The 19,998-nt window shown below is 67.7% G+C and carries 18 protein-coding genes and 1 riboswitch; of the genes, 9 read left to right on the top strand and 9 right to left on the bottom strand.

Annotated elements, in window-relative coordinates; all coding sequences use genetic code 11:
* Positions 1-136: 136 nt before the first annotated feature.
* Complete coding sequence (locus FCI23_RS36300; RefSeq protein ID WP_136728436.1) at positions 137-322, top strand: DUF397 domain-containing protein; 186 nt, start codon at positions 137-139, stop codon at positions 320-322.
* A 686-nt stretch (positions 323-1,008) separates the two neighbouring features.
* Here FCI23_RS36300 and FCI23_RS36290 read toward each other — a convergent pair.
* Entirely contained in the window at positions 1,009-2,001 is a 993-nt protein-coding gene (locus FCI23_RS36290) for a GlxA family transcriptional regulator (RefSeq protein WP_136728435.1), read from the bottom strand.
* Between the two features lie 51 nt (positions 2,002-2,052).
* Here FCI23_RS36290 and FCI23_RS36285 point away from each other — a divergent pair, with 51 nt between their 5' ends.
* Positions 2,053-2,448, top strand: a complete 396-nt coding sequence (locus FCI23_RS36285; protein ID WP_136728434.1) for a cupin domain-containing protein — start codon at positions 2,053-2,055, stop codon at positions 2,446-2,448.
* 533 nt (positions 2,449-2,981) lie between these two features.
* Here FCI23_RS36285 and FCI23_RS36280 read toward each other — a convergent pair.
* The 4 genes from FCI23_RS36280 to FCI23_RS36265 all read right to left on the bottom strand — a co-directional run bounded on the left by FCI23_RS36280 (position 2,982) and on the right by FCI23_RS36265 (position 7,955).
* A complete protein-coding gene (locus FCI23_RS36280; protein ID WP_136728433.1) occupies positions 2,982-3,344 on the bottom strand; it encodes a nuclear transport factor 2 family protein in 363 nt (120 codons plus the stop codon).
* Positions 3,345-3,363: 19 nt separating this feature from the next.
* Complete coding sequence (locus FCI23_RS36275; protein WP_211265594.1) at positions 3,364-4,746, bottom strand: MFS transporter; 1,383 nt, start codon at positions 4,744-4,746, stop codon at positions 3,364-3,366.
* A 250-nt stretch (positions 4,747-4,996) separates the two neighbouring features.
* Entirely contained in the window at positions 4,997-5,797 is an 801-nt protein-coding gene (locus FCI23_RS36270; RefSeq protein ID WP_136728431.1) for a helix-turn-helix domain-containing protein, read from the bottom strand.
* 1,540 nt (positions 5,798-7,337) lie between these two features.
* On the bottom strand, positions 7,338-7,955 hold the full coding sequence (locus FCI23_RS36265) for a TetR/AcrR family transcriptional regulator (RefSeq protein ID WP_246144401.1): 618 nt from the start codon (positions 7,953-7,955) through the stop codon (positions 7,338-7,340).
* Between the two features lie 101 nt (positions 7,956-8,056).
* Between FCI23_RS36265 and FCI23_RS63245 the strand changes: the two genes are divergently transcribed.
* A complete protein-coding gene (locus FCI23_RS63245; protein WP_211265593.1) occupies positions 8,057-8,866 on the top strand; it encodes a nuclear transport factor 2 family protein in 810 nt (269 codons plus the stop codon).
* 608 nt (positions 8,867-9,474) lie between these two features.
* Here FCI23_RS63245 and FCI23_RS36250 read toward each other — a convergent pair.
* Both FCI23_RS36250 and rocD read right to left on the bottom strand, forming a co-directional pair.
* Positions 9,475-10,320 carry a DMT family protein gene (locus FCI23_RS36250; protein WP_246144399.1) on the bottom strand — a complete coding sequence of 282 codons (846 nt, stop codon included), beginning with the start codon at positions 10,318-10,320 and terminating at the stop codon, positions 9,475-9,477.
* A 23-nt stretch (positions 10,321-10,343) separates the two neighbouring features.
* Positions 10,344-11,549 carry an ornithine--oxo-acid transaminase gene (rocD, locus tag FCI23_RS36245; RefSeq protein ID WP_136728441.1) on the bottom strand — a complete coding sequence of 402 codons (1,206 nt, stop codon included), beginning with the start codon at positions 11,547-11,549 and terminating at the stop codon, positions 10,344-10,346.
* Positions 11,550-11,671: 122 nt separating this feature from the next.
* Positions 11,672-11,757: riboswitch (ZMP/ZTP riboswitch) on the top strand.
* 20 nt (positions 11,758-11,777) lie between these two features.
* On the opposite strand from rocD, the gene FCI23_RS36240 reads away from it, so the two are divergent.
* The 4 genes from FCI23_RS36240 (at position 11,778) to FCI23_RS36225 (ending at position 16,266) form a co-directional block, all read left to right on the top strand.
* Positions 11,778-13,229: a glycine hydroxymethyltransferase gene (locus FCI23_RS36240; protein WP_136728430.1), complete on the top strand. Its 1,452-nt coding sequence runs from the start codon at positions 11,778-11,780 to the stop codon at positions 13,227-13,229.
* A 306-nt stretch (positions 13,230-13,535) separates the two neighbouring features.
* Positions 13,536-14,549, top strand: a complete 1,014-nt coding sequence (gene trpS, locus FCI23_RS36235; protein ID WP_136728429.1) for a tryptophan--tRNA ligase — start codon at positions 13,536-13,538, stop codon at positions 14,547-14,549.
* A 144-nt stretch (positions 14,550-14,693) separates the two neighbouring features.
* On the top strand, positions 14,694-15,344 hold the full coding sequence (locus FCI23_RS36230) for a 2'-5' RNA ligase family protein (RefSeq protein WP_246144398.1): 651 nt from the start codon (positions 14,694-14,696) through the stop codon (positions 15,342-15,344).
* Positions 15,345-15,405: 61 nt separating this feature from the next.
* Positions 15,406-16,266: a YihY/virulence factor BrkB family protein gene (locus FCI23_RS36225; RefSeq protein ID WP_136728427.1), complete on the top strand. Its 861-nt coding sequence runs from the start codon at positions 15,406-15,408 to the stop codon at positions 16,264-16,266.
* Positions 16,267-16,309: 43 nt separating this feature from the next.
* On the opposite strand, the gene FCI23_RS36220 is transcribed toward FCI23_RS36225, so the two are convergent.
* Positions 16,310-17,506 carry a Gfo/Idh/MocA family protein gene (locus FCI23_RS36220; protein ID WP_136728426.1) on the bottom strand — a complete coding sequence of 399 codons (1,197 nt, stop codon included), beginning with the start codon at positions 17,504-17,506 and terminating at the stop codon, positions 16,310-16,312.
* A gap of 214 nt (positions 17,507-17,720) precedes the next feature.
* Positions 17,721-18,971 carry a D-alanyl-D-alanine carboxypeptidase family protein gene (locus FCI23_RS36215; protein ID WP_407646074.1) on the bottom strand — a complete coding sequence of 417 codons (1,251 nt, stop codon included), beginning with the start codon at positions 18,969-18,971 and terminating at the stop codon, positions 17,721-17,723.
* A gap of 111 nt (positions 18,972-19,082) precedes the next feature.
* On the opposite strand from FCI23_RS36215, the gene FCI23_RS36210 reads away from it, so the two are divergent.
* Both FCI23_RS36210 and FCI23_RS36205 read left to right on the top strand, forming a co-directional pair.
* Positions 19,083-19,388, top strand: a complete 306-nt coding sequence (locus FCI23_RS36210) for an SCO4848 family membrane protein (RefSeq protein WP_136728425.1) — start codon at positions 19,083-19,085, stop codon at positions 19,386-19,388.
* Positions 19,389-19,586: 198 nt separating this feature from the next.
* Positions 19,587-19,991 (top strand): ATP-binding protein, encoded by a 405-nt coding sequence (locus FCI23_RS36205; protein ID WP_136728424.1) that lies wholly within the window; start codon positions 19,587-19,589, stop codon positions 19,989-19,991.
* Positions 19,992-19,998 lie beyond the last annotated feature (7 nt).

Genomic DNA, 19,998 nt, shown 5'->3' with positions numbered 1-19,998 from the left:
CAAACCCTTCACCTGGACCGCGACCGCCGACGAGATCCTCGCCAAGGTCCGACTCGTCCAGACCAACATCAAGAAACTCGTCGACAACAACGCGAAGTGACACAAACAGGATCACGAGACACTAGGGAGGGCCGTCATGCCCCATCTTGACTGGCAGAAGTCAACGTTCAGCGGAGACCAGGCGAACTGCATCGAGCTTGCCGCATCAACCACCGGTATTCACATACGGGAAAGCGATGACCCCGAGGTAATCATCACCACAGCCCCGGCCGAGCTGGCCGCTCTGATCGCAGCGATCAGGAATGGCCAGTTCGACGGCTGAGCTGCACAAGCGGGTTTCCTCGCTCAACTTGCTGGAGCCGCTGCCGCGCATGGTGCCATCAACGGCGGCTTCACGCTGATCGACTTCCCGGACCCCAATGACCCGGAAACGGTCTACTTGGACAGCCCAGCCGGAAACCTTTACGTGAAGAAATCGCACGGTACGCGCCGTTTTGGCCAAACATTCAGCCGACTCTGTATGACGGCACTCGATGTCGAAGAGTCCGGGCAGTTCCTGCAAGCTGTCCTGAAGGAGACTTAACCCCATGCCCACCCACCCGGACCTGAGCAACGCTGTGTGGCGCAAGGCCAGTGCGTCGGAGACCGCGAACGGCTGCTTGGAGGTCGCGTTCCCCCCTCGACGACGGCCGAGTCGCTGTCCGCGACAACGAGGACCCGGATAACCGGCCCTTCGTCGTATCCACGCATACATGGAACTGCTGGCTCGACGGCGCGAAGAAGGGCGAGTTCGATCCGCCTGCCTGACGCGATGTCATAGTTCGCGGAGCCGACTGGTTTGGTTTCCTGCGACTTCAGCCCGGCAGCGATCTTCCGTGATCTGCAGCGGCGTATCGGCTCCAAGCTCCGCCGGTCTCGTTGAGGAGACGGCTGGTGGCCTTGTCGTGGTAGCCGAGAGCCTCTGCGCAGTCACATTCCCGTGGTTCGCCGGAAGAGGATGCGCCGCCGTCAACTCACCTCAGGCCCGAACCGGCGTTTGTAAGCCGACGGAGTGATGCCGGTCTCGCGACGCATTAGCGTGCGCAAATTGGCAGCGGTGCCAAGCCCGCTGCGCCGGGCAACCATCTCGAAGCGGGACTCACCCCGTTCGATCAACCGGCATGCCAGGGCAAGTCGTTCCCCCGTGAGCCACGTCAACGGTGTCGTGCCCAGTTGCGCCTGGAAGCGACGATGCAGCGTCGCCGGACTGACCGCCGCACGCGCCGCAAGGTCAGACACCGTGAGCGGTGAGTCCAACCGTTCCTGGGCCCAGGCCAGGACAGGCGCCAGGGACTCGTCCGGCGGGTCGGGCATGGGGCGCTCCACGAACTGCCGCTGTCCACCGTCCCGGTGCGCCGCGAAGACCAGACGCCGGCTCACAGAGTTGGCGACCTCCGCACCGTAGTCACGGCGGACCACATGCAGTCCAAGGTCGAGCGCGGCCGAGCTCCCCGCTGCGGTGAGAATGTCACCGTCATCCACGAACAGCACGTCTGATTCGAGCCAGACAGAAGGGAAGCGGGCCCGGAAGGAATCCGCCCACTGCCAGTGCGCGGTGGCCCGGCGCCCGTCGAGGACTCCGGCCTCAGCAAGTGTGAAGGCGCCGCTGCAGAAGCCGACCAGGCGCGCACCGCGCGCGTGCGCCCGTCGGACGGCATCGAGCACGGCCGGGCGGCGGGGCACCTCGACGTCGGGACGGTTGGGGACGATCAAGGTGTCCGCCGCGTCGGCCGCCCCCAGATCGCCGACTCCCGTGAGTGTGAAGAATCCGTCCCGCATCAGGGTGTGGGGCTCGGGGGAACAGAGCCTGAAGTCGTAGAGATCACGACCGATCTCGGGCCTACGCAGACCGAAGATCTCGGTCGCGCAGCCGAGCTCGAAGGGGTTCGAGTTCTCGTCCACGATCACGACGACCCGGTGTACGCCCGCCGAGCGCACAGCGTGCGAGGATTCTTTCGTCATGTGCAATTCCTAGCACTCACGCTGGTCATACGAAACGGCGAGGATGAGTCCATGAGTAACGAACCGATCCCCCTCAGCAAGGCCCTGGCCTCCTTCGACGCCCTGTGGAGCCCCCGCATCGTCACGCGCGTCAACGACTACGACGTCCGCGTCGCCAAGGTAGAGGGCGAACACATCTGGCACGTCCACGACGACACCGACGAGTTCTTCCTCGTGCTCGACGGAGAGCTGCACATCTCCTTGCGCGAGGCCTCCGGGGAGCGCACGGTCCTGCTCCCACAGGGCGCGGTCTTCACCGTCCCCCGAGGCACGGAGCACAAGCCGTACGCTCCGTCCGGTGCCGCCATCTTGATGTTCGAGCGCGCCGGGACATCGACCGTGGGCGATCGCCACGACGAGATCCCGGACCACGTGGACGCAACGATCGGGCACGCACTCAATACCTGAGCTGCCAGACTTCGGGGCCTACGCCAACTGGAACGCCGTGGTCCGGCTGGCGGTCGACGAGCGTGGCACCGCCTCGGGGCACTTCACAGGGCCGGTGGAATGCATGAAGCTCCGTGCGCATTGCCTCGCGCGTCCCCCGCACACCGAGTACCTCTGCGGCTGATTTCCCGGTGACCCCGAAACCGTCACCACGACGCTGACAGCCCACGACGGCTTCCGCTTCCACCCCTTCGGGTTCGTCGCCGGTCTGCGCGTGGCCCGATGCGCTCATGCCTCCGACGCGCGGGGCCGTCCTCTTCCAGGAGGAGAAGGCAAGGTTTACCGTGCATCAGTCCGGTCCGCGCCGGTTGTGGGACGAGGTAGAGGCGGCAACGGTTTGCCTGGACAGCCCGTCCGGGATCTGGTGGGGCATCCTGCGGGACTCTCGGGCCAGCCGGGCATGCTGTGTGACGGCAAGCGGGGTGCGGAGGAGAGCGGCCACACGCCTTGTGGCGTACGGCCCTTGTCCCGACCGGTGAGCGGTTCGGACTGGATCAGTCGACGAACTGGTGATCCGTCTCGATCAGGCCCCGCTCATCGAGCACGATGAAGTCGAATCCGACCGAATCCGTCTCATCCGTGGCGACCGAGTACATCTCCCAATTGAAGCGCACCGCGTTGTGGTGCCCGTTCGCGTTGGGAACGGCCCGGAAGGCGAACGCTCCCGGCTTCACCCACTTCTCGTATGCGGTAGTGACGCGCTCTTCCAGCTCGGCGTGGCCGTGGACTTCCTGCGCCGGCGTGTAGTGAGCGGCTTCCGGTGCGAAGAGTTCGGCGATCGCCCTGCGGCGCGCTCCGGCGTCGGGCTCATTCCAGAGCGCGATGTAGCGGGTCGCGAACTCGTTCAGGTCAATCATGGCTTGTCTCTTTCTCTCGTTACTTGGTGGCGCCGGCAGGGTTCTTGGGGAGTGCCTGCACCACGAGCCCCAGCAGTACGGTGATGGCGAGGACGTAGTAGAGGCAGGCCCGGAAGGCGTCCGAGTAGTCGCCGGTCCCGGGGTTGCTGCCGAGCACGTTGTAGAAGACGAGGCCGATCAGGGCCACGCCGAGGCCGTTACCGACCTGCAGGCCGGTGGTGAGCACACTTGAGGCGGATCCCGCGTTGTGCGGCGAAACCCGCGTGAGCACGGTCGAGGCGAGCGGGGCGATCGCCAGCCCCATGCCGGCGCCGTCCAGGAACAAACCGGGGACGAGCCAGCCAACGCTGCCGGTGACGCCGATGTTGCTGACGGCCCAGATCTGCAGGACCAGGGCAACGAGACGGATCACGCAGCCGACCGCGATGGTCTGCGGGCCGAGCTTGGCGGCGACTTTGCGTGCCGTCATCGACGTGATGATGTAACCGACTCCCAGTGCCGCGAAGACCACTCCGGAGTCGAGGGGGTCGAGCAGCCGGCCCTTCTGCAGATAGAGGGCAAGTACAAGGAAGTACGAGGCCATGCTGGCGAAGAAGGTCAGCTGGGCGACCAGGCCGGCGGTGAAGGCCCGCTCCTTGAAGAGCGTGAGATCCACGGAGGGCGAACCACCGCTTGCGCGGAGCTTGTTCTGCCGCAGTGCGAACACGGCGAACAGCGGGACGGAGGCGATCAGCAGGGTCCAGGCCCAGTCCGGCCAGCCCTGCTGTCGGCCTTCGATCAGCGGCAGACAGAGGGCGATCAGCGCCGTCGTTACCAGGGCCATGCCGATCAGGTCCAGCTTGGGGCGTCCTGGCGCCTTCGACTCGGGCACGTACTTCAGGGCCAGCACGGCCGCGACAAGCCCGATCGGCAGGTTGATCAGGAAGCAGGCGCGCCAGCCGAGGCCGAACGCGTCCAACTTGATCAGCAGGCCGCCGATCAGCTGGCCGAACACCGCGGCGAAGCCGGAGATCGCGCCGTACCAGTTGATGGCCCGGGCCCGGGCCGCACCGGTGTACACCGTGGAGAAGATGGCCAGCACCTGAGGTGCCATCAGAGCCGCTGCCGCGCCCTGCGCCATACGGAAGGCCAGCAGCGACCCGGTATTGAGTGCCAGTCCGCAGGCCGTCGAGGTGAGCGTGAAGGAGACCATGGCGATCACGAACAGCCTGCGGCGGCCGAAGAGATCACCGAGCCGGCCGCCGGTGATCATCCCCACGCCGCACATCAGGGCGTAGGTCGCGACGATCAGCTGGATCTGCGCTTCGCTTGCGTGTAAGTCGGCCTGGATCGCGGGGATGGCGACATTGACGATGAAGAAGTCCAGCCCGCTCAGGAAGACACCGACCAGGACTATGGGCACTGTGGCAGGGTGCGGCCCGGAGCGGGCCGCCGGTTGTTGGGTGGCTCCGCCAGAAGACGTGGCCGATGTGGCGGAAGTGGTCATGGAGGATCTCCGGATCGGGGCAGGCTGATCTGACAGGCGCTGGTGACCTGGACTCGATGCGGCCCAATCTTCCGCCGACAGGTAGGAAGCACAATTACTTCTGAGGTAGGACTGGTCTACTTGAAGCCTCTGACCTGCACCGATGGATTGCGAAAAGTTCGCGGCCTCAGGAGAGACGGATTCCGCGGACGACCTCGGCGGTGACCTCGTCAGCAGGGAAGAACGACTCGATGATCAGCTCGGCCACCGTGATGTCCCGAGGAGTGCCGAACGTCGCAAGAGTGGCGAAAAAGGACAGCTGGTAGTCGCCACGGCGCAGCTGCAATGGAATGCAGATGTCTCCCGCTCCCGGTACGTCGAGCTCCGGCTCCTCCTGGTCACAGGGGTACTCCAGAAGCTCCTCGTAGAGCGGCCGCAGCCGGGGGTCGGCGGCAGCCCTACGGCGCAGCCGCCCCAGCAGCTTGGCCCGCCACACGCCGAGGTTGATGATGCGGGGGGCCATGCCCTTGGGATGCAGCACCAGCCGCAGCGCGTTCACCGGGGGCTCCAGAAGCTCGGGCGCGACCCCCTCGGTGAACAGCGCGAAACTGGCGTTGCTGTCGATGAGATTCCACTCGCCGTCGACGACCAGCGCCGGATAGGGCTCATGACCGCGCAGCACCTGTTTGATGGCGTCGAGCACCGGCCCCATCATCGGGTCGGCGAGCGGCTTCTCCTCGTACACAGGGGCGTAACCGGCCGCAAGCAGCAGGGGATTCCGGTCGCGTATGGGCACTTCAAGCTGTTCCGCCAGCCGCAGCACCATGGCCCGGCTGGGCTTGGCTCGGCCGGTCTCCAGGAAGCTCACGTGCCGGGCCGAAACCCCCGCCTGGTTGGCAAGATCGACCTGGCTCAGGCGCCGCCGTTCACGCCACTCCCGCAGCAGCGGGCCCACTTGCGGCTGCGTGCGCCGCTCGGACACGGCCATCGGCGCATCTACCCCCCTACCTGATGCGACTGCTCAGGCCCCGACTCACCGGCCCTGCCCTGCCACATTAGACGCTCGACCGCCGCGGGACCACGTTCGGAGCCGCTCCGCCCGTCTGCCATCAACCGGCGAGCCTCGCTCCAGTTCACCCGATGCTTTGAGCTCGTCGAAGAGCAGTCGGTCGACCGGAGGGACGCGGGCTCGGTCGCGGCAGCAAGGCGGCCGCGCGGATCACGCTGGAGTACGCCGTCAAACGGCGTACAGGGCGTTCCTGGTGGCACTGGTGGCTGCCGGGGTGGACTTGTGTGTAGTTAGTGAAGTCCACAAGTGGGCAATTCGGACAAATCTCTTCACTTTCTACACAAAGATCCGGATTCAACCAAACTCGTGGGGTATAAATGGGGTAAATGCCGCACGGGAGGTGTCGGGGGGCGGCTCTTGTAAACCGCAACTGCCCCCTGACCGCACCTGACGTCCGTGAGGCATCCAAGCCCGGAACGACGCCTCGCCGAATCGTTTCCGCACCCCCCCGAACCCCAGCGCTCCCGAACCCACCGGCCCGACGGAGATCCACCGGCCCCCGCACCCCCGAACATCCTTCCCCCGCCTGCACGCCAGCCGCCCACCGGCCGGAACCAGGCCCACCGGACCCCGCCCCCGGAACCGGGCCCCAGCCCACAACCACCCGGCAGCCGCCGGTTACGGCGGATCGGCCACCCACGAGCAAAAGGCATGGCCACCGGCCATCTCTACCCGGATCCGGCAACGAGACCCCAGACACCCACCGAACCGAAGCCGCACAAGCCGCCTTGACACCAAACCCCCCGGCCAGGCGGCCGACCGACAACCCAAGCCCCCTCCTCCCCATCCGCAGTTAGCGCCTTTGTCTTTGCGACCGCCAGGGAGCGAAACGGCGCAGCAGCCGACCACGGCGAAATGGCGGGACCGGGCCAGCCCCAGGCGGGTACCGAAGCGACCCACCGCCCCGCAAGTCCCCGGCACCCCCGGGGCCGCCCCCCGGCACGCCCACCGCCCACCGCCTACCAGCCGGGACCAGGAGCGCCCACCGCCGCGACTCTGCTGGCCAACTGGCGCAGCGTCATGGCAGCGGTTATAGACACGCCGATCCCTGATCGGTTCATCCGTAACGACAAGGGCTCGAGAATGGCAACCCTGGACGATTTGAGGGGCCACGCTGAGTAATAAACCACCAGGATCCCACATGCTCGGCCGCCTTGACCAGGATCCGATACGACTCGCCGGAGCGTACCCAATACCAGCGCAAACGCACTTCCGGCAAGAGCCACAAAGCACCTTGTTCGGTGATGGCGTGGTGGGACGCTTGTGGGCCAGGTGCTCGCGATTACGTCTACCGGATCTTCGACGGCCCGGTCACACCGATCTGGGCGCCCGCACCCGTGACTTATTCACCGATGCCGCCGCGCAGCCCACACCCGGCGCGATGTCGTTGCTCCCTGGTCGTCCGGTTACCAGGGGAACGAATCCCAACCATCCCATCTGTACACGAATGACATGATCGTTAATCGCCAGTTTGATGCGGAAGGCCGCCGCAACGAAGTCCGTTCATGAGAAGGGCGAGCAGGCGGTCGGCTTGAGCGGAGCTGTCCTGGGCGGCCCAGGCGATAGCGCCGACCATCTTCAGCACATCCCCTTCGTCCGCAACGGCGACGACCACGCCTGATTGCCGCGCCCGCGCCAGCAACGCGGCCCCTACCTCGAACATCTCCGCATGCCAGGTCGATACCAGACCATTCCCGTGGTCGAGCGCCGAGTTCATCACCGCGGCCGCCAGACCCCGATAGGTCAAGGCATGCGTGAGCGCGGCACGCAACCACGTGGACAACGCGTCGAACTCGTCCTCGACTGTCAGCAGCCCGCGACCAAGGTCGACCAACTCGGCTATCTGCTCGGCGAGCACCGCCTCGATGAGATCCAGCCGAGTGGGGAAATGCCGATACAGCGTCCCGCTGGCCACTCCTGCCCGCCGAGCGATCTCGTCCAAGGGGGCGTCCACGCCGAACTCGGCGAACGCAATTCGCGCCTGCTCGAGCAACTGCTCGTAGTTACGTCGGGCGTCTGCACGCCTCGGACGCCCGGCACGCGATCGCGATTCGTGGGCTGCCAGCGCAATCACCACACCCTTCCTAACCGGGGACACAGTCCGCTACCGTACCCACCTAACCGGACCATGCCTCACCTTACTGGCATGGCTCATGCCGAGCATGGAGGGCCACTCCAATGGCGCTGACGGAACAAGACCGGATCGACATCAACGACCTGATCAATCTCCACGGCCACCTCACGGACGCGGGCGAGCTGGACCAAGCGGGTGAGCTGTTCACCCCAGATGTCACCTATGACCTGGACGACTTCGGCCTCGGCTCGTTACACGGGACCGCGGCCATGCGTGAGGCCGCGCTCGCATTGGGCGATGCCAACCCGGTCGGCCATCACGTCACCAACATCGTGATCACACGGATCGACGATCGCTCGGCGCGGGTCCAATCCAAAGGAATCGGCATCAAGGCCGACGGAACAGCCGGCAGTGTCGTCTACGACGACATCGTCACGCGCCAGCCCGACGGCTGGAAGATCCGCTACCGCAAGGTGACTGCCAGGCGAGCGGCACTCGGCGAGCAAGAAGCCGGTCCGCGTGAGGTTCTGGAGCGTTGGCGCCAAGCCGCTATCAGCCAGTCCGCCCATGACATGGGCGGTGTGTATGCAGTCGACGCGGTCCATGAGTTCCCGTTCACACGCCCAGGCGTGCCGTCCCGGCTCGAGGGCCGGGACGAGATCGTGAATTGGACAGCCGCAGTGTGGAAGACCAACACGTTCAAGTACGAGCGTTACCGCACCCTTGCCATCTACGACACCAACGATCCAGACACGATCATCGTCGAGCAGGAAGCCCTTGGGACCAGCACATCCACCGGTGAGTTCGCGCTTCCCAACATCGTTGTGCTGACCGTGCGCAACGGGCATATCGCCCATCTGCGCGACTACGTCAACATCCTGGCGGCCGCAGCCGCCATGGGGCGCGATATGTAAAGGCTGAAACCGTGCACGGAACCGAACGTGATATGGGTGAGTGCGTCCAGCTGGTCAGCTGACCGGAAACGCACTCTGAGGTCGGGAGTCCCCTCTCTGCTAAGAAAGGCGACACGCGCGTCACCGTTGGGTCTATGGCCACCCTGCGGGAAGGTCCCGCATTGTCTACAGTTTCATTGACTGGCGCTGCTGCATCCGACCCGAACGATCGATGCTGGCGACCCACGGGACCGTGCGCCCGCTCGAGGACACAACTGCTCGCAAACGCGCTCTCATGCCGCGTAGCGGGCGTGTTGGCGTGGTCAGCGGGTGGCCAGGCTGAGCCCCGACGAGGCGGTGTCGACCCAACAAACTGACGAGATCCCTGAGAATCCACCGTGCCGGGTCTCAGCGGTTCTGTCACTCGCCTGGTCAGAGCCCATCGGAACTGACAAGATCATCGAGACACCGGCTCCGTGACATCCGGGTCCGTCCGCCACCAGCCGCGTCCCGTCTCTGTCGATCTGGTCCCCGTCTCAAGTGAACGGGTCCGGCGAATCCTGTGCGGGCGTCCGGCTGACGACGCCGATGGGCCGAGGTTCTCGCCGGAGGTAGCCGGCGCCCGCCGGCTACCCGTCCGCCGTCGGCGGGCCGCCCTCGCCGAAGCGGGCCAGGGCCAGGGCGCCGAGGACGGCGAGGGTGAAGCCGGCGACGGCGAGGGGGGTCAGGCCGACGCGGGTGCGGTCGCCGAGGGCGGCGATGCCTACGGCGGCGGGGCCGACGGTCTCGCCGATGACCATGCCGGCGGTGGCGGCGGTCACGGACCCGCGTTGCAGGGCGGAGGTGAGCAGCAGGAAGGCCGCGCCGCCGCCGATGAGCAGGGCGTACGTCGCCGGGTTGGCCAGCAGCGCGCGGGGGGAGAAGTCGCGGACGAGTCGTACGGCGACCTCCACGACGCCGAAGCCGAACCCCGCGCCGAGCCCGAGGGCGGCGGAGCGGGTCCGGTCCGGCAGGCGGCCGGCCACCGCGCCGATCGCGAGCACGGCCACGGCCGTGCCCAGCGCTCCCACCCGCACCGCCGTGCTGCCCGGGTGGTGGCCCTCGCCGCCCGAGGTGAGCCCCAGCATCGCCAGCCCCCCGCACACTGCGGCCACGGCGCCCCATTCCGTCCCGGTGAGGCGGACCCGCAGAACGCGCGACGCGGCCACAGCCGTCACCGCGAGGCTGGCGGCCAGCGCCGCCCCGACCACGTAGATCGGCAGTGTCCGCAACGCCACGATCTCCAGCCCGAACCCCAGGGCGTCCACCACCAGCCCGGCGATGAACCTCCCCTGCCGCACCGCCCGCCCCAGCAGCCGCGCGTCCACCCCCGAGCCCGTGCCCGGCTCGGCCGCCCGGGCTCCTGCGGCCTGGAGCACGGTCGCGAACCCGAAACACACCGCCGCGCCGACCGCGCACAACATTCCCAGCTTCATACCGTGACCTTACGGCGCCGGCGTCAGCCGCTGAGGACCGCCCGCAGCTGCTCCAGCCCCCAGTCGAGGTCCTCCTTGGAGATGACAAGCGGCGGCGCCAGCCGAATCGTTGCCCCGTGTGTGTCCTTCACCAGCACCCGCCGGTCCATAAGTTGCTCGGAGACCTCGCGCCCCGTCCCGTGCCCGGGGGCGATGTCGACGCCGGCCCACAGCCCCCGCCCGCGCACCGCGGTCACCGGGCCGCCGGCGCCCGCCAGCAGCCCCAGCTCGGAGTGGAGGTGGTCACCGAGCTCGGCGGCACGCTGCTGGACCTCCCCGCTCCGCAGCATCGCGATGACTTCGAGGGCGACGGCGCAGGCCAGTGGGTTCCCGCCGAAGGTGGAGCCATGTTCGCCGGGCCGGTAGACCCCGAGCACCTCCGCCGAGGAGACGACCGCCGAGACCGGCACGACACCGCCGCCGAGCGCCTTGCCCAGCACATACATGTCCGGCACGACACCTTCGTGCTCGCAGGCGAAGGTGCGGCCGGTGCGCCCGAGGCCGGACTGGACCTCGTCGGCGATGAAGAGCACGCCCCGCTCGGCGGTGATCCGCCGCAGACCCGCCAGGTAGCCGGGGGGAGGCACGAGGACGCCGGCCTCGCCCTGGATGGGCTCGATGAGCACGGCGACCGTACGGTCGTCGACGGCGGCGTCGAGGGCCGCCAGGTCGCCGTAGGGGACGATCTCGAAGCCCGGCGTGAAGGGCCCGAAGTCCAGCCGTGCCTCGGGGTCGGTGGAGAAGGAGATGATCGTGGTCGTACGGCCGTGGAAGTTGCCGGCGGCGACGACGATCTTCGCCTGGCCGTCGGGGACGCCCTTGACGCGGTATCCCCACTTCCGGGCTGTTTTGACGGCGGTCTCGACGGCTTCGGCGCCGGTGTTCATGGGCAGCACCATTTCCATGCCGCAGAGTTCGGCGAGCGCGGTGCAGAAGTCCGCGAAGCGGTCGTGGTGGAAGGCGCGGGAGGTCAGGGTGACCTGGTCGAGCTGGGCCTTGGCGGCGGCGATGAGGCGCGGATGGCGATGGCCGAAGTTGAGTGCCGAATAGCCGGCGAGCATGTCGAGGTAGCGGCGCCCCTCTATGTCCGTCATCCAGGCACCGTCGGCGTGGGCGACGACTACAGGCAGGGGGTGGTAATTGTGCGCGCTGTGCGCCTCGGCGGCGGCTATGTGCTGCCGTGCACTGATCGACACGTGTTCTCCGTTCGTGGTACGTCAGGAGGGAGTGGCCAGGGACCCGGGGGCAGGGTGGCGCCCCCGTCCCATGGTCGCTCGCAGGCGCGCCGCCGGGAACGGGCATTGCTAAACTCGCCCCGAGCCGTGACTGGCGCGCTGGGATGGGACCGACCATCGGGGAGCGGCTCAGCAGTCAGTGCCGTGCGCCTGGGCCGTCCCGCAACAGTCCAGGAGGCAGGCATGCCCAGTCCCAGTAGCAGCCCCAGTACCGAATCCACGGCTTTCCGCAGCGCCCTGGAAGTGATCCGGAGCGTCGAGCCGAGGGTCGCCGACGCGATCGGCCAGGAGCTGGCGGACCAGCGCGACTCCCTCAAGCTCATCGCCAGCGAGAACTACGCCTCCCCGGCGGTGCTGCTCGCGATGGGCAACTGGTTCAGCGACAAGTACGCCGAAGGCACCATCGGCCGCCGCTTCTACGCGGGCTGCCGCAACGTGGACACCGTGGAGGCGCTCGGCGCCGAGCACGCCCGCGCCCTCTTCGGCGCCTCGCACGCCTATCTGCAGCCGCACTCCGGCATCGACGCCAACCTGGTCGCGTTCTGGGCGGTGCTCTCCCAGCGGGTCGAGAGCCCCGCGCTCCAGCGGGCCCAGGTCCGGCAGGTCAACGATCTCAGCGAGCAGGACTGGGCGGCCCTGCGGCGCGAGCTGGGGGACCAGCGGATGCTCGGGATGTCGCTGGACGCGGGCGGCCATCTCACCCACGGCTTCCGGCCAAACATTTCCGGCAAGATGTTCGATCAGCGGAGCTACGGTACGGATCCGGCGACCGGTCTCCTCGACTACGACGCCCTGCGCGAGACAGCCCGCGATTTCCGCCCCCTGATCATCGTGGCCGGTTACTCGGCGTACCCGCGCCTGGTCAACTTCCGCATCATGCGCGAGATCGCCGACGAGGTCGGCGCGACCTTGATGGTCGACATGGCGCACTTCGCCGGGCTGGTCGCCGGCAAGGTCCTCACCGGCGACTTCGACCCCGTACCGCACGCCCAGATCGTCACCAGCACCACCCACAAGTCACTGCGCGGCCCGCGCGGCGGCCTGGTGCTCTGCGACGACGAGCTCGCCGAACACGTCGACCGGGGCTGCCCGATGGTGCTGGGCGGCCCCCTGCCGCACGTCATGGCGGCGAAGGCGGTGGCCCTGGCCGAGGCCCGGCAGGACAGCTTCCGCGACTACGCGCAGCGCATCACCGCCAACGCCTCCGCCCTCGCCGAAGGCCTGCTCAAGCGCGGCGCGCGCTTGGTGACGGGCGGCACGGACAACCACCTCGTGCTCATCGATGTCTCCGGGTACGGCCTCACCGGCCGCCACGCCGAGGCCGCGCTCCTCGACTCCGGCATCGTCACCAACCGGAACTCCATCCCCCAGGACCCGAACGGCGCCTGGTACACCTCCGGCATCCGGATCGGCACGCCCGCGCTCACCACGCGCGGCCTGGGGACCGCCGAGATGGACGAGATCGCCGGGCTCATCGACACAGTCCTGGCGAAGACGGAACCCGGCACCACCAAGGACGGCAAGCCGTCCAAGGCGCGGCATGTGCTGAGCGACTCCGTCGCGGACGAGGTGAGCCGGCGGGCCACCGATCTGCTGTCGGGCTTCCCCCTGTACCCCACGATCGACCTGAGCTAGGGCCTGTCCGGCCGATCTCCGTGGGAGAAGGAGGGGGTCTGGCGCCTGTGATCGCAAGGCGGAGGAGGGAGGCGACGCGATGGGGGTCCCCCCTGCTCGAGCGGAGCCGAGAGCTTGGTGGGGGCACCTCCCGGACGGAGTCTGGGGGAGAGTCGTCGACTGACGACAACGCCGCGAGCGCTGGTGCCAGGGCACGCGACGCCGCGGAGATCGGCCGGACAGGCCCTAGGCCGGGTTTTTGATCCGGACGCCGCGGTGACGGTTCCGGGACCGAACCGGGTCCCGGGACCTGAGACAATGAGTGTCATGGCCTTCGATCGTCCGCGTGTGCTCTCCGGTATCCAGCCCACCGCAGGTTCCTTCCACCTGGGGAACTACCTGGGTGCGGTCCGGCAGTGGGTGGCGCTCCAGGAGTCGCACGACGCGTTCTACATGGTCGTCGACCTGCACGCGATCACCGTCCCGCAGGATCCGGCGGAGCTGCGGGACAACACCCGGCTCGCCGTCGCGCAGCTGCTCGCCGCCGGGCTCGACCCGGACCGCTGCACGCTGTTCGTGCAGAGCCATGTGCCGGAGCACGCCCAACTCGGCTGGGTGATGAACTGTCTGACCGGCTTCGGTGAGGCCAGCCGGATGACTCAGTTCAAGGACAAATCGGCCAAACAGGGTGCGGATCGCGCCACGGTCGGGCTGTTCACCTACCCGATCCTCCAGGTCGCCGACATCCTGCTCTACCAGGCGAACGCCGTCCCGGTCGGCGAGGACCAGCGCCAGCACATCGAGCTGACCCGCGACCTCGCCGAGCGCTTCAACGGCCGTTTCGGCGAGACCTTCACCATCCCGGCCCCGTACATCGTCAAGGAGACGGCGAAGATCTACGACCTCCAGGACCCGACGGCGAAGATGAGCAAGTCGGCGCCGTCCCCCAAGGGTCTGGTCAATCTGCTCGACGAGCCGAAGGTCTCCGCGAAGAAGATCAAGAGTGCGGTCACCGACACCGACACCGTGATCCGCTTCGACGAGAAGGAGAAGCCCGGCGTCAGCAATCTCCTCACCATCTACGCCACCCTCACCGGTACCGCCGTCCCGGAGCTGGAGCATCGCTACGAGGGCAAGGGTTACGGGGCGCTCAAGACCGATCTGGCGGAGGTCTTCGTGGAGTGGGTCACTCCCTTCCGCGAGCGCACCCAGGAGTACCTGGGCGACCAGGAGACGCTGGATTCAATCCTGGCGAAGGGCGCAGAGAAGGCCCGCGCGGTGGCCGCGGAGACGCTGGCGAAGACATATGAGCGGATGGGCCTGCTACCCGCCAAACACTGACAAAGCGACAAATAGCGGAAACCGGGGTGAAATTCTGCCGCGAGTGTGATGTACGACGCTCGCGCAATGGGCCGTGCGCCGGTCACACTGACAAGTGGACCTATCAGCCCGGAGACGAGACCCGGAGACGAGAGGGGTGAACGAGTGGGGAACTGCACCAACCGCATCATCGGCGTATCGATCGCGGTCCCGGAGCCCTACGGCAGCCTGATCCAGCAGCGCCGCGCCGGCTTCGGCGACCCGCTGGCCCACTCCATCGCCACCCATGTCACCCTCCTCCCGCCCACCGAGGTCGACGAGGCGGTCCTGCCGGCCTTCCGCGAGCACCTCGAACTGGTCGCCGCCGCGGGCTGCTCCTTCCGGATGCGGCTGGACGGCACAGCCACCTTCCGGCCGCTGTCCCCGGTGGTCTACGTGGAGTTGCGCGAGGGCGCCGCGAGCTGCGCCGACCTTCAGGAACGGGTCCGCTCCGGGCCGGTCCAGCGCGAGCTCCAGTTCCCGTACCACCCGCACGTCACCATCGCGCACTGCATCGCCGAGGAGGCCATGGACCTCGCCCAGCGTGAGCTGGCCGACTTCACCGCATCCTGGACGGCCAACGGCTTCTCCCTCTACGAGCAGGGCCCGGACGGCGTTTGGCGCAAGCTGTACGACTACCTGTTCGCCCTGGGGCTGGCCCCGGTGGTGCCGCACCAGCACAGCGCGGGCGAAGGCGGGAGCAAGGGCGCGGGCAAGAGTGCGGCCAAGGGCAAAGGCAAAGGCAAAGGCAGGACCGCCACCTCCAGCACGCGCTGATCCACCCGGGTGATCCACCCGCCGGGGGCGGCCGTGCCCAAAGGCCCTAGAGTGCTCGGCTATGGACTGGTTGACCCGTATCCCCTGGATCGGGCCTTGGATCGCCCGCCTGATGCGCACTCATGCCTGGCGCTCCTACGAGCATCTGACTGATGTTCACTGGACCCGACTCGCTGCCGCCATCACCTTCACCAGCTTTGTCGCGCTCTTCCCGCTGCTCACCGTCGGAGCGGCCATCGCCGCCGCCCTGCTCACCGCCGGTCAGGTCAACGATCTCCAGCAGAAGGTCTCCGCGCAGGTCCCGGGGATCGCCGACCAGTTGGACATCGGTGCCCTGGTCACCAACGCGGGCACCGTCGGCGTCATCGGTGGCGCACTCCTCCTCGTCACCGGCATCGGCTGGATCGGCTCGCTGCGTGACTGCCTGCGCGCCGTCTGGGAGAAGGACGACGAACCCGCCAACCCTTTCCTCCGGGTGCTGGCCGACGGTGGTCTCCTCCTCGCCCTCGGCGCCATCGGTCTGGCCTCCGCCGGCTGCTCCGCCTTCGCCACCGCCGTCCTCGGCCACGTCGCGGACCGCTTCAGCTTCGCCTCCGGCGGACCGGGCCGGATCCTGCTCGAGGTCTTCGGCCTGTGCGTCGCAGTCCTCGTCGACTTCGTGCTGCTCGCGTATCTGCTCACCCGGCTGCCCGGGGTGTACCCGGAGCGCCGCAGCGTGGTCGTCGCCGGGCTCATGGGCGCCATCGGCTTCGAGCTGCTGAAGCTGGTGATCAGCGGCTATCTGCAGGGCGTCGCCGGCAAGAGCGTGTACGGCGCCTTCGGCGCTCCCGTCGCCCTGCTGCTGTGGATCAACCTGATGGCAAAACTGCTGCTGTACTGCGCCGCCTGGACGGCGACGCCGACGGATACGGCCGGGGCCTGACCGTGGCTGCGGTCAGGCCCCGGCGGGACGCGGCCGGCGGCGGCTATGCGGGTGCGTCACCGAAGTCCGGGATCGGCAGTCTGGCCCCGTTGCTCAGCGCGGATTCGTGCGCGACGATGCCCGGCAGGGTGTAGCGGGCGGCGACCCAGGCGTTCACCGGTGGCAGGGAACGGGTCTCGACGGCGGTGACGAAGTCGTCGACGAGGAAGTGATGGCTGCCTTCGTGACCATTGGCCATGTGGTCGAATTCCCTGGGCAGCCGTGACCTGTCATGCACGGGCGCGGTGCCGGAGACGAAGGCGTCCCGGAGTGCCGGGGCGACATTCTGGAGGGACGGATCATCGGCGGAGAGGGTGGGCACGACCTGAAGGTGCTCTGATATGTCGTGGACTCCCTGCTTGTTCTGCCAGAAACTGGAAGTGGCAAGCTGCTCGAAGCTTCCCTCCGTACCGAAGAAACGGAAGCGTGATTCGCGGATGTGGGAGGGATACCCCACACGGCGGAACTCGTTGGTGCGGAACGAGCCACCGCCGGCGACCTCGAACAGCGCGGTGGCGTTGGAGAATTCGTTGTTGAACTGGCTGATCGCCTTGTCGAAAACGCCGTCTCCACGATCATCGGTGACACCGATGGCCGAAACGCTCACCGCGTGGACCTGCCAGGCTCCGAGCACCCCGCCGACGGAGTGGGTCGGGTAGAGCAGCGGCGGGTAGCTCGCGGTGGCCTTCCAGTTCTCACCGCCGCTGTACTGGTACGCCTCGTAGAACCCGAGGTCCATGTCGTGGACGTAGTCGCCCTCGGCGTAGAAGAGCCGGCCGAACGCGCCTTCCGCGATCCGCTTCCGGGCGTAGACGGTGGCCGGTATGTACTGGCTGGTCTCGCCCATCATGTATGTCAGCCCGGTCTCGCGTACGGCGTCGATGATCGCCGCGATTTCCTCCTGCGTGATCGCCATCGGCACAGCGGAGTAGACATGCTTCCCGGCGCGGAGAGCCTGGACGACGAGGGGTCCGTGGGTCCACCGCTGGGTGAATATCGCGACGGCGTCGACGGGCGATTCCAGCATCGCGTCGAATGTGGGGAAGGTCCCGGACAGGTGGGACTGCGAGGCGAGCTGCTCGGCCCGCTCCGGAAGAAGATCGGTGACGAAAATGTCACCGACACCCGGATGCGCCCGGAACAGTTTGGCGAACTGTCCGGCGAACTGTCCGGCGCCGACGAGACCGAGGGAGAACGGCATGGCTGGCCCTTTCAGGAGGTGGTGCGATGTCGGCGGCGTAATCGGAAATCTTTAAGCGAAAAGGAGAATACCGTTCCGTCGGCGACTCGTATTGTGTGAAAACGGTCACATTTAGAGGCCGCGCGAATAGGTGGGGCGGCGTCGCGTGCCGATGGGCGGCGCCTGGCGCCGGGGCATCCGTACCGGCCCCGGCCACCGGTAAGTCCGCCGGCCGTTACTTGGGCAGCGGCCAGCGGCGCCGTACGAGGAAGGCCACGCCGCCGACGACCACAACCGAGCCGCCCGCGATGCCGAGGGCGGTCCAGGCGCCGCCGGCGGAGGAGCTGGCGGAGGCGGCCGAGGCGCCGGCGGGGGAGCCGCCGTGCGCGGTTCCGGTGCCGGAGGCGGACGCGTTCGGGGAGGCCGAGGCCAGGGCGCTCTTCGGGGGGACGAGGGTGCCGACGGGGGTGACCTTGCCGGAGGCGGCGAAGCCCCAGTCGAGGAGGCTGGCGGCTTCCTTGTAGCCCAGGTCGCCGCCGGCGGCGGGGTGCATGACGGTGACCAGGAGGGTCCGGCCGCCGCGCTGGGCGACTCCGGTGAAGGTGTTTCCGGCGTTGGAGGTATAGCCGTTCTTGACGCCCGCGAGGCCCTGGTAGGCGCTGAGGCCGCTGTTGACGTCGCCGCTGAGCAGACGGTCGGTGTTCTGGATGGCGAAGGTGTCGCGGACCTTCTTCCCGGCCTTGGTCTTCTTGTAATCGCCGGGGAACTTGGCGCTGACCGTTGAGCAGTACTCGCGGAAGTCCGCGTTCTGCAGCCCGGCGCGGGCGAACAGCGTCAGGTCGTACGCGGACGAGACCTGCCCCGGCATGTCGTAGCCGTCGGGGGAGACAACATGCGTGTCATCGGCCTGGAGATCCTGCGCGCGGGCCTGCATCTCCACGACGGTTTTGTCGACGCCGCCGTTCATCGCGGAGAGCACGTGCACGGCGTCGTTGCCCGAGCGGAGGAAGACACCGAGCCAGAGGTCGTGAACCGTGTAGGTGAGGTTCTCCTTTATTCCGACCAGACTGCTGCCCTCACCCATGCCGTTCAGGTCGGACGGGACGACCTTGTGGGTCTCTGTCCTGGACAGCTTCGGCAGCACGGTATCGGCGAAGAGCATCTTCAGAGTGCTGGCCGGCGGCTGCTTCCAGTGCGCGTTGTTCGCGGCCAGCACCTCGCCGGACTCGGCGTCAGCGACGATCCACGACCGTGAGGTGATCTTCTTCGGCAGGGCGGGCGCGCCGGCCTGGAGAGACACCTTGGTGCCGGAGCTGCCGAGCAGCGCGCCGCCCACCGTCGACATCGCCGCGGGAGGGGTGGGTGTGGGGGACGCCTTGTCCTTGGCGTACGACACCCCCGGGGCGGCGGCCATCAGCGCGACGGCGGACAACAGGGCCAGGGCGGGGCGGCGTACGGCCGGCGGCGTCTTTGGCGTAGTGGGCACGCAGCAGAACGTACATGGCCAACCTGGGAACAGGCACGGCGCAAGGGGGTGGCACAAGACGTGAGGAGGGGCACGCTACACCTCGGGAGCGTCCGTGCTGTACTGGAAGGCATGAAGCTCAGCCGTCCGGTGTCGTGGTTCCTCGTCGCTTTCGGAGTCTGGTCCTGGATCGTCTGGACCACCTTCGTCAAGAATCTGTGGAAGGACACCAGCGGACTCGCCTTTCACCACGGCGACCACTCCGCCCCGACCGCGTATTTCTGGATCCACCTGACGCTCGCCATCGTCTCCTTCCTCCTCGGGACCGCGATCGGTGTCCTCGGGCTGCGGGGGCTGCGCGCACTGCGCGCCGAGGCCGCCAACGCCGCGGTCACCGCCACGGAGAAGCAGTCGGCCCGCGTCGACGCGGACGCGTAGCCGTAAGAGGCCGCCCCACCTATTCGCGCGGCCTCTGAATACCACGCTGCGCCGGGATGGCCGGAAACCGCTCTCACCCTGAGCAACGCTGTCGACACGGACGGCTCGCGTGTCGCTGTATAGAGGTATCGAACCTTTGTACAGCGAGCATGAGGGGGAAAATTTCGTGCACCAGCGGAACACTCGCTGGAGAGCGGGCTGTTGAGGCGCAAGGCATTCCGGCTTCCCCATCACCCGGCCTCCGTCGGGGTCGCACGGCTGCGGGTACGTGACCATCTGACGGTCTGGGGACGGGACCCCGACATCCTCGAGTCCGTCCTGCTGATCGTCTCGGAGCTGGTGACCAACGCTGTCCGCCACGGGCCCGTACCGGCGCGGGATTTCGAGGTGGCCGTGACCGCCCTCGCCGACGGCTCCTGCGTGGTGGAGGTGTCGGACTCGGAGCAGAACCCACCGGTCCTCAGGGACCCCAAGGAGGCGGATGAATCCGGCCGAGGTCTGAGGCTCGTCGAGGCACTGGCGGACACCTGGGGGGTGAGGCACCGGGGCCGCTACGGAAAGACCGTGTGGGCGGTGCTCGGCGCTCCCGTGGAAGGCGGCTGAACATGCG

Source organism: Actinacidiphila oryziradicis (assembly GCF_005047355.1).
Classification (GTDB): domain Bacteria; phylum Actinomycetota; class Actinomycetes; order Streptomycetales; family Streptomycetaceae; genus Actinacidiphila; species Actinacidiphila oryziradicis.
The sequence above is the reverse complement of the archived record's forward strand: the minus strand, read 5'-3'. Positions and strand labels throughout refer to the sequence as shown.